Below are 14,497 nucleotides of genomic sequence, written 5' to 3'. Positions count from 1 at the left end.
GGAATGGGAAGGATTGCTGCTGGATGAAGACAGGAAGAGTATTTTTAGTGGGAGCAGGACCAGGGGACGTTCGATTAATTACCGTAAAAGGTTTGGAGGCCATTAAACAAGCAGAAGTTATTTTATACGACCGGCTTGCCAATCCCAAACTATTGGAGTTTGCTCCAGCGGATTGCGAACTGATTTACTGCGGTAAATTACCGAATCGCCATATTATACGCCAAGGGAATATCAATGAACTATTGGTGGAGAAGGCGCTGGAAGGCAAGCGGGTTGTCCGCTTAAAAGGCGGAGACCCTGGCGTGTTTGGCAGAGTCGGCGAAGAAGCAGCATCCTTGGCCGAGCATCAAATTCCTTTTGAAATCGTTCCTGGTATTTCATCGGGGATTGCGGCCCCGCTTTATGCAGGCATTCCTGTTACCCACCGCGAGTATGCAGAATCATTTGCAGTCGTCACCGCCCATGATAAATCGAAAGAGGGAAAACCAGTACTCGATTGGGAAGGACTGGCCCGCGGTGTCGATACCATCGCTTTTTATATGGGCGTCGGCAATTTACCGTTTATTTGCGAAAATCTCATCACATATGGGAAGCCAGCCTCGACCCCTGTAATTTTAATTCAATGGGGTACGTTTGGCCGCCAAAAAACATTGCAAGGGACACTGGCTGATATTTCTGAAAAGGTCGTAGAGGCTAAGTTTAGCAATCCGTCGATTATTCTGGTAGGTAAGGTCATATCCCTTCGTGAGAAAATCAGTTGGTTTGAAAAAATGCCCTTGTATGGTCGGCAAATTCTGCTGGCTCGTACGAGTGAGGGTTCTAGTGAATTAGCAAAAGCATTAATCGATGGCGGAGCTGATGTAGTAGAGTTTCCAAAATGGAAGAAGACCGTGCTGCCGGTTGATTTAACCAAGGTGTCTTCTTATGAAAAAATTCTCTTCACCTCACCAGAAAGTGCCGATGAATTTTTTACAGCGGTAGTCAATCATGGAGTCGATATCCGAACGATTCGTGCTGACTTCTATGGAGCTTCTCTTAAATCGATAAATACACTTAAGAAGCGTGGCTTTATGGCTGCCCATGCAAATGAGATACAAGAGTCCGCCTCTCTGCTTATTGTCGGAAATGATAGCATGTTGAAAAAAGAGATGGATGGAGCAGACATCATGGTGACCAGCATAACAGAACTAGATGAACAGTTCTTTCCTCTTTTTAAAAGAATGTTAGATGAAGCAGAGTTGAATACGGTGATATTCCCAAGCAGTGCCTCCGTCGAATTGTTTGTAAACGCGTTAAGTAAGTGTGATTTGAATGCCTTTGAACTGTTGAAAGGGCTCCAGGTGGTCAGTATGGGAAGACAAACGGAAGATGCCGTTGTTAGTGCTGGTCTTCCTCCACATGGACGGCCTGCATTTGCAACAAAGGAAGCTTTGGTTGAATATTTAGCGGCACGACCTGTTGAGGAAGTGTAGATGGTGAAATCAGGCTATCCAGTGATTCTAAGGTTAGATGGGAAAATCGCGGTTGTGGTAGGAGGCGGGAAAGTAGCTGAACGGAAAGTGGCTGGACTGTTAGGAACTGGTGCGAATGTCGTCGTTGTCAGTCCGAAAGCAACAGATGAAATCCAAAGTCTTAGTCGTGAGAGAAGAATCATATGGAAACAAAAGCCCTTCTCGGGCAGCGATATTTCCGATGCCTTCCTGATTTTTGCAGCGACAAATAGTCGAGAGATCAACCAGTCGATCCAAGAATCAGCGGGTGTCCACCAACTGGTAACGATTGCTGATGACCCAGATGGCTCCAATTTTCATGTCCCCGCACACGTTCAGCGCGGGTCTTTGAGCATTGCTATCTCAACAGGCGGGGCGAGTCCAACCCTGGCGAGCCAAATTCGCGAGCAATTAGAGCAGCAGTTTGATGATTCCTATGAGGGCTATCTTGACTTCCTCGCTTCGAAACGAAAATGGATTCTGAAGGAAGTAGCAAATCCAACTTTGAAGAGAAAACTATTAAAATCTATTGTGAGCCCGAAGTTCTTAACTAGCGATCATCGGGAAGAGGATTTTATCCAATTGTATGAAACGATTGGTAAAGAAACGCATAATAGCAACTAAAAGGATGTCTGCGGACATTCTTTTTTTATGGGCATTTATTCTTCTAAGAAATTGGACAGGGATTTTTTACCTATTTTTATAAAATTTTCAGAAAAGTAGTTCCATTTTTAAAAATTGTGTTATATAATACAAAACGTAGATTGTTACTGTATTATAACAAAGAGGTGATGTAGTTCATGTCGACGCAAACAACAGGTATTGAAGTGGTAGGGGCAATGAAAGCCCAGTACGAAGAGATCTTAACCACTGAGGCATTGAATTTTATTGAAGAGCTGGAGCGAAAGTTTGGCGGGCGAAGAGTAGAACTGTTACAGTACAGGCAAAAACGCCAAGTGGAAATAAATAATGGAACATTGCCAGATTTTCTCCCGGAGACGAAGCATATTCGGAACGGGGACTGGACGATTGCTCCGCTGCCAGATGACCTCCAAGATCGCCGGGTCGAAATTACCGGACCGACCGATCGGAAAATGGTGATTAACGCTTTGAACTCGGGTGCAAAAGTATTTATGGCCGATTGCGAAGATGCCACTTCACCGACCTGGGAAAACATCGTCGAAGGACAAATCAACTTAAGAGATGCAGTAAATCGGACGATATCTTTTGAAAATGCCACTGGAAAGAGGTATGAACTAAAGGACGAAACAGCGGTGCTGTTTGTGAGACCACGTGGCCTGCATTTAGAAGAAAAGCATATTTTGCTAGATAGCAAACCCATTTCAGGAAGTTTCTTTGATTTTGGCATGTACTTTTTCCATAATGTGAACCAACTGCTTGCGAGGGGCACAGGTCCGTATTTTTACCTGCCAAAGCTGGAAAGTCACTTGGAAGCCCGCCTGTGGAATGATGTATTTGTATTTGCGCAAGAGAAACTGGGGATTCCGAGTGGAACCATTAAAGCGACCGTTTTACTTGAAACCATCATGGGCGCCTTTGAAATGAATGAGATTTTATTTGAGCTAAAAGACCACTCTGCAGGATTGAATTGCGGAAGATGGGATTATATCTTCAGTTACTTGAAAAAGCTATGTCAACACAAGGATGTTATTTTACCCGATCGCTCACAGGTAACGATGACCGTTCCGTTTATGCGTTCGTATTCGTTACTAACGATTCAAACCTGTCACCGCCGCAAGGCACCAGCGATTGGCGGGATGGCTGCCCAAATTCCAATTCGCAATAACCCGACTGCTAATGAAGAAGCCTTTGCTAAGGTTCGTGCCGATAAAGAGCGCGAAGCCCGTGACGGTCATGATGGAACATGGGTGGCACATCCAGGTCTTGTCCCGGTTGCTCTGGAGGTATTTAACCGCGAGATGCCGATGGCCAACCAAATTCATACGAGTAAACAACTGAAGATTAGTGTGACCGCTCAAGATTTGCTTGAGTCACCAGGTGGGATGATTACGGAAGAGGGCGTTCGTTTGAACATCAATGTCGGGATTCAATATGTTGCTTCGTGGCTTAGAGGCATTGGCGCCGCTCCGATTCACAACTTGATGGAGGATGCTGCAACCGCTGAAATTTCACGGGCCCAACTGTGGCAGTGGATTCGCCACCCAAAAGGGATTCTAAACGACGGACGGAAAGTCACGGTGGAAATGTATGAGCAATATAAGGCGGAAGAATTGGAAAAAATCAAACAGGAAATGGGTGAACGGGCATTTGATGGCGGCCGATTCAATGAGGCTGTTGAGCTGTTTGATCGGTTGATTTTGAATGAGGAGTTTGCTGAATTTTTAACTCTCCCAGGGTATGAGCTGATCTAAATGGGTAGCGCCTTTCGTAGCAATCAACAGATATGTTGAACAGAGCAATTTTAATAAAAAATACTTAATAGATTAATAGGAGGAATAGAAAATGACAAATTCAAGAGTAGCGCAATTACAAGAAAGCTGGGAAATGGATAGCCGTTGGAAAGGGATTACCAGACCGTACACTGCCGAGGATGTTATCAAACTCCGCGGGTCGATTGATATTGAGCACACATTGGCTCGGAAGGGATCCGAAAAGCTTTGGAAACTATTAAATGAAGAAGACTATGTAAATGCCCTTGGTGCATTAACAGGAAATCAGGCAGTCCAGCAAGTAAAAGCAGGGCTAAAAGCCATCTACTTAAGCGGCTGGCAGGTAGCAGCTGATGCCAATCTGTCTGGACACATGTACCCTGACCAAAGCTTATATCCAGCTAATAGCGTACCAAATGTGGTCAAAAAGATTAACCAAGCCTTACAGCGCGCAGATCAAATCACCCATGCAGAAGGCGATCACTCCATCGATTGGTTCGCTCCGATTGTCGCTGATGCTGAAGCAGGCTTTGGCGGTCAATTAAACTGTTTCGAGCTAATGAAAGGCATGATTGAAGCAGGTGCATCAGGCGTCCACTTTGAAGACCAACTTTCCTCTGAGAAAAAATGTGGGCACTTAGGCGGGAAGGTATTACTGCCAACGCAAACGGCAGTTCGTAACCTGATTGCTGCCCGGCTCGCTGCTGATGTTATGGGAGTTCCAACCCTACTTGTTGCCCGGACAGATGCTAACGCAGCTGACTTGATCACAAGTGATATTGATATGAATGATGCACCGTTTATTACGGGTGAACGTACAGGAGAAGGCTTCTTCCGTGTCAAAGCGGGGATTGACCAAGCAATCTCCCGTGGGCTCGCTTATGCACCATATGCCGACCTTGTTTGGTGTGAAACTTCTGAACCGAATCTTGAGGAAGCAAGACAATTTGCAGAGGCTGTTCATGAGCAGTTCCCAGGTAAGCTGCTGGCTTATAACTGCTCACCATCTTTCAACTGGAAAAAGAAATTAGATCAAGAAACGATTGCGAAATTCCAAGTCGAGCTTGGCAAAATGGGCTACAAATTCCAGTTTGTTACTCTTGCTGGCTTCCATGCCCTTAACCACGGCATGTTTGAGTTGGCTCGCGGCTATAAAGAACGAGGAATGGCAGCTTACTCCGAATTGCAGCAAGCTGAATTCGACAGCGAAAAATACGGCTACACGGCCACACGCCATCAACGTGAGGTAGGTACAGGTTACTTTGACCAAGTTTCCATGGTCATTACAGGTGGAACCTCATCAACAACCGCATTAAAAGGCTCAACTGAAGCCGAACAGTTCACGGGTAAAAACTAAGAGTCGATCCTTCTCTCGATTTATGGGGGAAGGATTTTTTGCTGGGGGAATAGGGTGGTTTACTGGCGGAAGGGGGCGGTTTACTGGCGGAAGGGGGCGGTTTACTGGCGGAATAGGGTGGTTTACTGGTGGAAGGGGGCGGTTTACTGGCGGATAGGCCAAGCTTACTGGCGGATGGTTTGAATTTACTAGCGGATAAGCCAAATTTACTCTCGATTAGATTAATTTGCCCACCTCGGAAACCCACTTTTTGGTATGGAACGTTTTTTAGGGTATCATCATAGATAATAATAGCCTTTATATGGAGTTGATTTATTTGAAAAAGACAACCGTTGACGAGGTTTTACAGCAGGGAATCTATGGACCGCTACAAACAAAACCAGATGAGCGCCGGAAATTCTTAGGTACGCTCCGAGAGCGGATTGTCGTAGCTCTGACAAAAAGCCAAGTGGCAGAAGCAAACGTATATCCCCAAGTTGAGAAGCAGATGAAGGAAAAGCCGCAGTCCCACCTTTTCTTAAATGGAAATATGAGTTATGAAACCCTTTCAAAATATGTAAAACTGGCCACAAAATATAAAATTGAACACACCCTTGTGACCAATAAAGACCACGACTCGGAAATCGGCTTAGTATTAGCCATGGACCACGCGATTGATAAGGAAGATATATATATTACTAACAAGGAACCAAAAATGGTCAAGGATGAAGGTAAAAAGAGCAAGGGATTCTTTTCAAAATTATTTAACCGCTAAAACAATGGTCCTCATGAGATAGTCATGAGGACCAAAAGCGTCATCCCAGAGAACACACTGTTTCTAGTACTTTTCTTTTTCACTCAACTGCTACTTCCACCGTAGCCTGCAGTTCTATCTCCACATTCCCCTGAATCGCGCGGCTGATCATGCATGATGTCTCCGCTTTTTTGGCAAGCCTCACAGCCATCTCAACATCTTTTTTCGGTGCACCTGATTTCAGGACAAGATATGGTCGATGAATAATCTTTTTATAGGTAAAAACCCCCTTGGTAACATCGACAATGCCTTCCGACTCCATCGTTAGGCTTTCCTTCTCTAAACTGCTCCGTTCCAGCATTGCCGCAAGAGTAATAATATAGCAGGTCGCGGCAGCCCCCAGCAGCATCTCATCTGGATTCGTGCCAATACCAGGGCCATCCATTTCTGGCGGTATGGAGACCTTCGTGACTAAATTCCCTGCCTCAATCTCTCCAACATCATTCCGTAAACCCGGCCAGTTTGCCTTTAAATGAAAAACATGTTCAGACATTCTAAATTCCTCCAATTCCAGTTTTGCTCCCACGACGGTTAAAAAATATGGTAAGGTTATTTTTGATATGTAATAAATGGAGCAGTGATGAATGAAAATTATTTATAAAATGACTCTTTTCCTAATTCTTTGTTTATATTTAGCGATTCTTTCAAAATTAATTTTGTTTAAATACATTCCGTTATCTGAGATTATTAATCATTTCAACTTTACGTATGATGAATACCACTGGCGGTCGAATAATTTTGTCCCTTTTAAAACGATTAATTTTTACCTGTTTTTAGCTGATATCAATTTAATTATTCGGATTGAAAACCTAGCAGGGAATATCATCGGTTTTATGCCGTTCGGATTCATCTTACCATTGCTGGCGAAGAAGTTTCAAAAACTTAGCGCCGTCACCCTTGCCACCTTTACCTTAAGTCTGACATTTGAACTGCTGCAACTGGTATTTGAGTTTGGCAGCTTCGATGTGGACGATTTAATATTAAATACGCTGGGTGGAATCCTAGGGCTTTTGCCGATTAAACTTGTTCTTCTGTTCAGCCGTTTTAAAAAGAAGAATATGACCGAAAATATCAATTAATTCAAAAACCACCGATGAATCCTCAAAACGATTCACCGGTGGTTTCTTCTTCACCCGTAACAGGAACGCTGTCCGCTAATAATTGAATATTTTTCGTTACCTTTGTACTATAGGTGAAATCACCATAGCAATATGGGTAGCGAAAATTATTTTTATTGCCGCCACATGTATAAATAGTCGGCTTTTCTTTTACCTGCTGGAGAGAAAATTCCTTCGCCAACGCCTCACTATGCTTCCCGCCATGCTCTGCAACATAGTCGATATAACCAATTCCCATGTTGTAAGACTGGATAACGGCCTGGAAATCTACTTTTTTCTTATTCCCATAACTGAGGACGCGCTGAAAATGTTTCACACCAACCTGAATACTTTTTTGCGGATCTGTTATTGTATTTCTTGCCAACCCTGCCGATTCCGACGCCTGCATAGGGTCTCCGCCTTTGCCGCGGCTTTCCTGCTGCATTAAAGCGATAACTACTGTAGTATGACTTTCCAAATGATATTTCGCTAATTCATCATGTATGAGGGAACGGTATTTTTTAACATCAGCAAATGGATCGTTTTTCACTATATCAAGGGAGCCTTGTTGTTGAAAATAATTTTGGAACAAAGCTAAGGCGCAAAAAAGGATGAACAGCACAAAAAAGGTTTTGAATTTCTTTCGTCTTCGTTTTTTCATTCAGAAGCCCTCCCATCCATGACCATTATAAGGGAAGTTGCCGAGAATGTCTGTGATAAACTTATTAGGAAAAAATTGTATTAATAAGAGAAAAATAGACTGAAATTTTAAGAATTATGAACAAAAATCAATTCCCTTGCCCATACTGATGATGGAATCATTGCGGTAAAGCGGAAAAGTTTGGTATCATCATTAGTATTGATATGACAAGATTGAAGGGATAGGGGGTTATACTATGTCACGAATTTCAAAGGATCAGGTAAAGCATGTAGCCAATCTGGCACGATTGGCCATAACCGAAGAAGAAACAGACATGTTTACGAAGCAACTGGATGCGATTATTACCTTTGCTGAACAGTTAAATGAATTGGATACGGAAAATGTGGAACCTACATACCATGTGCTGGATATGAAAAATGTCTTGCGTGAAGATAAATCCAAACCTGGTTTATCGCGTGAAGAGGTACTAAAAAATGCACCTCTGCATCAGGACGGACAGATTAAAGTACCATCGATTATGGGAAAGGAGGATTAAAAGGTGAGTTTATTTGATTATAAAGTTTCAGACCTACATGAACTTTTTACAAAGAAGGAACTAAAAGTATCCGATCTTGTCGATGAATCCTATAAGAGAATTGGACAAGTTGAAGATAAAGTTCAGGCGTTTTTAACGTTAGATGAAGAGCGGGCACGTCTTTCAGCGAAAGTTTTAGATGAGAAAATCAATAGTGAGACTGCCAAAGGTTTGCTATTTGGGATGCCGATTGGCTTAAAAGATAACTTAGTTACAAAAGGACTTAGGACAACTTGTGCGAGTAAAATCCTTGAAAACTTTGATCCGATTTATGATGCGACCGTTGTTCAGAAACTGCAGCAAGCAGAAACGGTAACGATTGGAAAGCTAAATATGGATGAGTTTGCAATGGGGTCTTCCAACGAAAATTCCCATTACCAAACGACACGTAATCCATGGAATCTTGAGACAGTTCCAGGTGGCTCTTCAGGCGGTTCAGCCGCATCTGTAGCAGCAGGAGAGGTCCTGTTTTCGCTTGGTTCTGATACGGGCGGTTCCATCCGTCAGCCAGCTTCTTTTTGTGGTGTCGTAGGAATGAAACCAACCTATGGACGTGTTTCCCGGTTTGGTCTCGTTGCCTTCGCTTCATCCCTTGATCAAATTGGACCAATTACTAGAACAGTGGAGGACAATGCCTACCTGCTTCAAGCAATTTCCGGCCTCGATCCTATGGATTCGACCTCTGCGAATGTGGATGTACCAAACTTTGCGAGTGGTTTAACTGGTGATGTGAAGGGCCTCAAAATCGCTGTACCAAAAGAGTATCTTGGTGAAGGTGTCAGCGAATCAGTAAAACAGTCCGTCTTAAATGCCTTAAAAGTACTCGAGGGTCTTGGTGCAACATGGGAAGAAGTTTCCCTGCCGCATTCCAAGTATGCGCTAGCAGCATACTATTTGCTGTCTTCATCTGAAGCATCAGCCAACCTTGCCCGTTTCGACGGAGTCCGTTACGGCTATCGCTCAAAAGATGCTGAAACATTAATCGATTTATATAAAAAATCCCGTGCAGAAGGCTTTGGTGATGAAGTAAAACGCCGGATTATGCTTGGTACGTTTGCGCTAAGTTCAGGGTACTATGATGCTTATTACAAAAAAGCACAGCAGGTACGGACTTTAATCAAGCAAGACTTTGAAAATATCTTTGCAAAATATGATGTAATCATTGGACCTACCACCCCAACACCTGCTTTTAAAATAGGTGAAAATATTGAGGACCCATTAACGATGTACGCCAATGATATTTTAACCATTCCTCTTAATCTTGCGGGTTTACCAGGAATATCGGTTCCATGCGGCTTTGATAGCGGGTTACCGTTAGGATTACAAATCATCGGCAAGTATTTTGATGAAACAACGATCTATCGTGTAGCACATGCATTTGAACAGGCAACAGACTTTCATAAAGAAAAGCCGGAATTATAGGGGGTGAAGATAATGGAATTTGAAACAGTGATTGGACTTGAGGTCCATGTAGAGTTAAAAACAGAATCTAAGATTTTCTCGGCGAGCCCAAATCATTTTGGGGCTGAACCGAATACAAATACAAGCGTTATCGACCTTGGCTACCCTGGTGTATTACCTGTCCTTAATAAAAAAGCGGTAGAATTCGGGATAAAAGCAGCGATGGCGATTAATTGTGAGGTTGCTACTCATACCAAGTTTGACCGCAAGAATTACTTTTACCCGGATAATCCTAAGGCCTACCAGATTTCCCAATTTGATAAGCCAATCGGAGAGCATGGCTATATTGATATTGAGGTAAATGGCTATACCAAACGAATTGGCATTACGCGCATCCACTTGGAAGAAGATGCAGGAAAGCTGAACCATGGCAAAGGATATTCACTATGTGATTACAACCGTCAGGGTACTCCGCTTGTTGAGATTGTTTCTGAACCAGATATCCGTACACCTGATGAGGCTTATGCGTATCTTGAAAAATTAAAATCCATTATTCAATATACAGGCGTTTCCGATTGTAAAATGGAAGAGGGTTCACTCCGTTGTGATGCGAATATTTCGATTCGTCCTGTTGGACAAAAAGAATTCGGAACAAAAACAGAACTGAAAAACCTCAACTCGTTCAATTTCGTCCGTAAAGGTCTTGAATATGAAGAGAAGCGTCAACGAGAAGTGGTTTCTGCGGGAGGTACAATCGACCAGGAAACACGCCGTTTTGATGAAGCAACAGGGGCTACTCTGTTGATGAGGGTCAAAGAAGGTTCGGATGATTACCGTTACTTCCCTGAGCCAGATTTAATGGATTTGTACATTGATGAAGACTGGAAAGCACGGATACGTGCTGAAATTCCAGAGCTTCCTGATCAGCGTCAAAAGCGTTATATTGATGAACTTGGACTGCCTGTTTACGATGCAAAGGTGCTAACGGTTACGAAAGAAATGTCAGATTTCTTTGAAGCAACTGTTAATGGCGGAGCGGATGCAAAGCTTGCCTCGAACTGGATCATGGGGGATGTTTCTGCCTACTTGAATGCTGAGCAAAAGGAACTTCACCAAGTAGCCTTAACTCCAGAAGGTCTAGCAAGCATGATTAAGTTGATCGGAAATGGCACGATTTCTTCGAAAATTGCTAAAACCGTTTTTAAAGACTTGATTGAAAATGGCGGCGATGCCGAGCAAATTGTGAAGGACAAGGGACTTGTTCAAATTTCTGATGAAGGCACACTTCTTAAAATTATTTCAGAGGTGTTGGATGCGAATCCACAATCGATTGAAGACTTTAAGAATGGGAAAAACAAAGCAGTTGGTTTCTTAGTAGGACAATTAATGAAAGCAACGAAGGGTCAGGCCAATCCACAAATGGTTAATCAGTTGTTACAGCAAGAACTACAAAAGCGTTAATACGAAAGCTGGCAGAATGCAGTCTGCCAGCTTTTTTTATGTCGAGCGGAGTTCGACATTGTTTTCGCCATTTCCCGGGAAAAAACCTATATGTTAAAAGGGTTTATCCTGTATCTAATCAAACGTTTGGTTAGTAAGGAATAATCAGGAATGGTGTCGAAGCATAAGGATTTCCCTAAGGAAATTTTAGAATCGACACGTTTTTTATTTTTTCTCGTGGAAAATGATAACTGGGTCGACAAAGAGTTTTCACAATATAGGGCTGAAACCATTTAGTTATATGGCTTCATGGCTAACTAATCAAACGTTTGGTTAGTTTTTCTAAAGTGTGTAAATTCAACAATATTTTTAGTGGTTTTTGCATTAAAAGCTTAATACAGCAGGGTATTTAGCCTTTTTAATTAAACGTTTAATTAGTTTGCTGATGGTCGAAAAATGTAAAAGTAGTAAGAAAAAAGGCATTTGGGTAGTTATGTTGCCCCATTTAGCGACAAGCTTTTTGCCTGATTACATAGAAAAACCCTTTATTTAAAAGGGCTGAATCAATTACTAATCAAACGTTTAGTTAGTATTATTATTAGCTGAAAATAGTCGAGTCGTGTAAGAATTAAGCTCTTTCTTAGAAGGATACCATCGCACCGCGCTCATCAAAAATGGCTGAAGGGTTCCAAGCAACTTCCCAGAGGTTATTTTCAGGGTCAGCAAAATAGGCTATGCGTCCGCCCCAGAAGACATCACTTGGCTCTCGCAGTATTTTTGCCCCTGCGCTGCGAATCTTTTCTACCGTTGTATCAACTTGTTCCTGTTGATCTACGTTAATAGAAAAGGTCACACCATGAAAGCTCTCAGGAGAGTGTGTAAATTCAATGCCGGCATCCTTTGCTAACTCGGCAATCGGGTATAACGAAAGCAGGACGCCCGCCGTTTTAAATACAGCGAATTGGTCCGAGCTTATTTCCGTTTCCTCCCATCCCAATGTTTGATAAAATTTCCTAAGTACAGGCAAATCATATGCGCCAATTGTAAGCAAACTAACTCTTTGTGGAACCATGAGCAAATCCCTCCATAAAAATATTTATGATTCTAATTTTCTCTGAATGAATCATATTATCCTCCCAAACCTGCGGATCGTTTAAATCCACAAATAAATGGTAAGATTTTAGTATGATGTATATCAAAAGAAGCGAGGTTCATAAATGACTATTTATATTGCGCTGCTGAGAGGTATTAATGTTGGCAAGAATAATCGGATCAAAATGGCTGATTTAAAAAATCTATTAGAAACGATCGGATTAGAAAAAGTAAAAACATATATTCAAAGTGGCAATGTTTTGTTTGAAGCAAGTGATGATTCCGCTCGGCTTAGCCAACGATTAGAGGAGGAAATAAGTAAGACATTTGGTTTCCCCGTCCCTGTTATTCTAAGAACAGCTGAGGAATACGAGCAGATTATCCGTAATTGCCCCTACTCTATGGAATCATTGAAAGAAGGCGAGAGTATCCAACTAGCCTTTTTGGCAGACGAACCTTCCCAAGAGAAAATAGAATATTTACGTAGTTTCAAAAGTGAACCGGACGAATGTTTTATTAATGGAAAGGAAGTTTATCTGTATCTAAGGCAAAGTATTCTCGATTCAAAACTAGCAGCTCAGCTCCCAAAACTAGAGGTTCCGGCGACAGTGCGTAATTGGAAAACTGTCATAAAACTATCGACCATGATAGAAAATTAAATACGCTCGGATCAATGGGATCCGAGCGTATTTATTATTTATCGTTTTTTAACAAGCGAACAGTTTCAGTAAATTCCTTTTCAATCTCGTCATTTTTTCGATAGGTGAGCATGCTGATGACGACACCGACAATAAGGTTGAAAACAAAGCCAGGGACAATTTCATAAAGCGTGTCACCAAGGCCGACATTTTTCCAAACGATTACGGTAACCGCCCCGACGATCATCCCGAAAAGGGCGCCCCAATTCGTAAACTTTTTCCAGAATAAACTTAACAGAATCACTGGCCCGAAAGAAGCGCCGAAGCCTGCCCATGCATATGCGACAAGATCCAAAATGGTGCTATCTTGCTTGAGGGCAAGAGCCGCGGCAATGACAGAAACGAGAAGAACCGCCATTCTTCCTAAGAAGACAAGCTGTTTGTCTTTCGCATTTTTGTTCATCACCATTTTGTATAAATCTTCTACAAGTGCGCTGGATGTGACGATTAATTGAGAAGAAATCGTACTCATAATCGCTGCGAGAATGGCTGCTAAAGCAAATCCTGCGAAAAGAGGGTGGAATAAAATTTGGCTTAATTCAATAAATACCGCTTCTGGATTCTTTAAAACATGTTCAGGATTATTATGGAAAAAGGCAATACCAATAAACCCGGTAGCAATCGTACCAAGAAGGGAGATAATCATCCAGCCCATACCAATGCGACGAGCGCTTTTCGTTTCTTTAATTGTCTTAATTGCCATAAAGCGGACAATGATATGGGGCTGTCCAAAATAGCCTAGGCCCCAGGCCATTGCTGAAATAATGCCTATAAAGGTTGTCCCTTTTAGTAAATCCAGCCTTGTAGGATCAATCGCCCGAATCGTTTCGAACGTTTCAGCAGGACCCCCTGTGTGGAAGATGCCAATTGCTGGAACAAGAGCAAGGGCAATCAACATCATTAAGCCTTGAATAAAGTCTGTATAGCTTACCGCTAAGAATCCACCAAATAAGGTGTAGGCAACCGTAACGCCGCCAACAATAAGAAGTCCGGTATGATAACTTGTGCCAAACGAACTTTCAAAAAAGACAGCTCCAGAAACCATTCCTGATGAAACATAGAAAGTAAAGAAAATAAGAATAACAATACCCGAAACAATACGGAGTAATTTTGTGTTGTCTTTAAAACGGTTCTCAAGGTAGCTTGGAATCGTGATTGAATCATTGGCCACTTGAGTGTAAGAACGCAACCGGGGTGCCACCAATAACCAGTTTAGATACGCGCCAATTGTTAAACCGATGGCAATCCAGGCGTCTGCTAAACCTGTTACATAAATTCCGCCAGGCAAGCCCATTAGAAGCCAGCCGCTCATATCAGCTGCCCCTGCACTTAATGCGGTTACAGCTGGTCCTAGAGACCTTCCTCCAAGCATGTAATCTGTAAGATTGCTAGTCTTTCGATAGGAATACCAGCCGATAAAGAGCATAGCGGCTATATAGATTCCGATTGAAAGTAGTTGTAGTGATTCATTAGACATAGGTTT

The 14,497-nt window shown here is 42.5% G+C and carries 15 protein-coding genes; 11 read left to right on the top strand and 4 right to left on the bottom strand.

Features of this window, described 5'->3' with window-relative positions; genetic code table 11:
• The first annotated feature begins 23 nt into the window (after positions 1-23).
• From cobA to BR30_RS0108725, 6 genes are all read left to right on the top strand, one after another.
• A complete protein-coding gene (cobA, locus tag BR30_RS0108750) occupies positions 24-1,472 on the top strand; it encodes a uroporphyrinogen-III C-methyltransferase (protein ID WP_026564701.1) in 1,449 nt (482 codons plus the stop codon).
• A gap of 3 nt (positions 1,473-1,475) precedes the next feature.
• On the top strand, positions 1,476-2,114 hold the full coding sequence (locus BR30_RS0108745; protein ID WP_026564700.1) for a precorrin-2 dehydrogenase/sirohydrochlorin ferrochelatase family protein: 639 nt from the start codon (positions 1,476-1,478) through the stop codon (positions 2,112-2,114).
• Positions 2,115-2,290: 176 nt separating this feature from the next.
• Positions 2,291-3,883 (top strand): malate synthase A, encoded by a 1,593-nt coding sequence (aceB, locus tag BR30_RS0108740; protein ID WP_026564699.1) that lies wholly within the window; start codon positions 2,291-2,293, stop codon positions 3,881-3,883.
• A gap of 91 nt (positions 3,884-3,974) precedes the next feature.
• Positions 3,975-5,258: an isocitrate lyase gene (aceA, locus tag BR30_RS0108735; RefSeq protein WP_026564698.1), complete on the top strand. Its 1,284-nt coding sequence runs from the start codon at positions 3,975-3,977 to the stop codon at positions 5,256-5,258.
• A 22-nt stretch (positions 5,259-5,280) separates the two neighbouring features.
• Entirely contained in the window at positions 5,281-5,415 is a 135-nt protein-coding gene (locus BR30_RS38385) for a hypothetical protein (protein ID WP_269320603.1), read from the top strand.
• A 159-nt stretch (positions 5,416-5,574) separates the two neighbouring features.
• On the top strand, positions 5,575-6,012 hold the full coding sequence (locus tag BR30_RS0108725; RefSeq protein ID WP_026564697.1) for a YueI family protein: 438 nt from the start codon (positions 5,575-5,577) through the stop codon (positions 6,010-6,012).
• A 79-nt stretch (positions 6,013-6,091) separates the two neighbouring features.
• On the opposite strand, the gene BR30_RS0108720 is transcribed toward BR30_RS0108725, so the two are convergent.
• A complete protein-coding gene (locus BR30_RS0108720) occupies positions 6,092-6,544 on the bottom strand; it encodes an OsmC family protein (RefSeq protein WP_026564696.1) in 453 nt (150 codons plus the stop codon).
• A 91-nt stretch (positions 6,545-6,635) separates the two neighbouring features.
• Between BR30_RS0108720 and BR30_RS0108715 the strand changes: the two genes are divergently transcribed.
• Positions 6,636-7,130, top strand: coding sequence for a VanZ family protein (locus BR30_RS0108715; protein ID WP_026564695.1), 495 nt, complete (start codon positions 6,636-6,638; stop codon positions 7,128-7,130).
• 22 nt (positions 7,131-7,152) lie between these two features.
• On the opposite strand, the gene BR30_RS0108710 is transcribed toward BR30_RS0108715, so the two are convergent.
• Positions 7,153-7,809: a lysozyme family protein gene (locus tag BR30_RS0108710; protein ID WP_026564694.1), complete on the bottom strand. Its 657-nt coding sequence runs from the start codon at positions 7,807-7,809 to the stop codon at positions 7,153-7,155.
• A gap of 235 nt (positions 7,810-8,044) precedes the next feature.
• Between BR30_RS0108710 and gatC the strand changes: the two genes are divergently transcribed.
• Genes gatC through gatB form a run of 3 tightly spaced genes read left to right on the top strand, consistent with a single transcriptional unit; the run spans position 8,045 to position 11,245 of the window.
• On the top strand, positions 8,045-8,344 hold the full coding sequence (gatC, locus tag BR30_RS0108705) for an Asp-tRNA(Asn)/Glu-tRNA(Gln) amidotransferase subunit GatC (RefSeq protein ID WP_026564693.1): 300 nt from the start codon (positions 8,045-8,047) through the stop codon (positions 8,342-8,344).
• Positions 8,345-8,347: 3 nt separating this feature from the next.
• On the top strand, positions 8,348-9,805 hold the full coding sequence (gene gatA / locus BR30_RS0108700) for an Asp-tRNA(Asn)/Glu-tRNA(Gln) amidotransferase subunit GatA (RefSeq protein ID WP_026564692.1): 1,458 nt from the start codon (positions 8,348-8,350) through the stop codon (positions 9,803-9,805).
• Between the two features lie 12 nt (positions 9,806-9,817).
• Positions 9,818-11,245 (top strand): Asp-tRNA(Asn)/Glu-tRNA(Gln) amidotransferase subunit GatB, encoded by a 1,428-nt coding sequence (gene gatB / locus BR30_RS0108695; RefSeq protein WP_026564691.1) that lies wholly within the window; start codon positions 9,818-9,820, stop codon positions 11,243-11,245.
• 619 nt (positions 11,246-11,864) lie between these two features.
• Here the strand turns inward: gatB and BR30_RS0108685 are convergent.
• Positions 11,865-12,296 carry a VOC family protein gene (locus tag BR30_RS0108685; protein WP_026564690.1) on the bottom strand — a complete coding sequence of 144 codons (432 nt, stop codon included), beginning with the start codon at positions 12,294-12,296 and terminating at the stop codon, positions 11,865-11,867.
• A 145-nt stretch (positions 12,297-12,441) separates the two neighbouring features.
• On the opposite strand from BR30_RS0108685, the gene BR30_RS0108680 reads away from it, so the two are divergent.
• Complete coding sequence (locus tag BR30_RS0108680) at positions 12,442-12,975, top strand: DUF1697 domain-containing protein (RefSeq protein ID WP_026564689.1); 534 nt, start codon at positions 12,442-12,444, stop codon at positions 12,973-12,975.
• A gap of 34 nt (positions 12,976-13,009) precedes the next feature.
• On the opposite strand, the gene putP is transcribed toward BR30_RS0108680, so the two are convergent.
• A complete protein-coding gene (gene putP / locus BR30_RS0108675) occupies positions 13,010-14,491 on the bottom strand; it encodes a sodium/proline symporter PutP (RefSeq protein ID WP_026564688.1) in 1,482 nt (493 codons plus the stop codon).
• Between the last annotated feature and the right edge of the window lie 6 nt (positions 14,492-14,497).

It is taken from the genome of Bacillus sp. UNC41MFS5, assembly GCF_000686805.1.
This window is presented reverse-complemented; position numbering and strand designations above follow the sequence as displayed.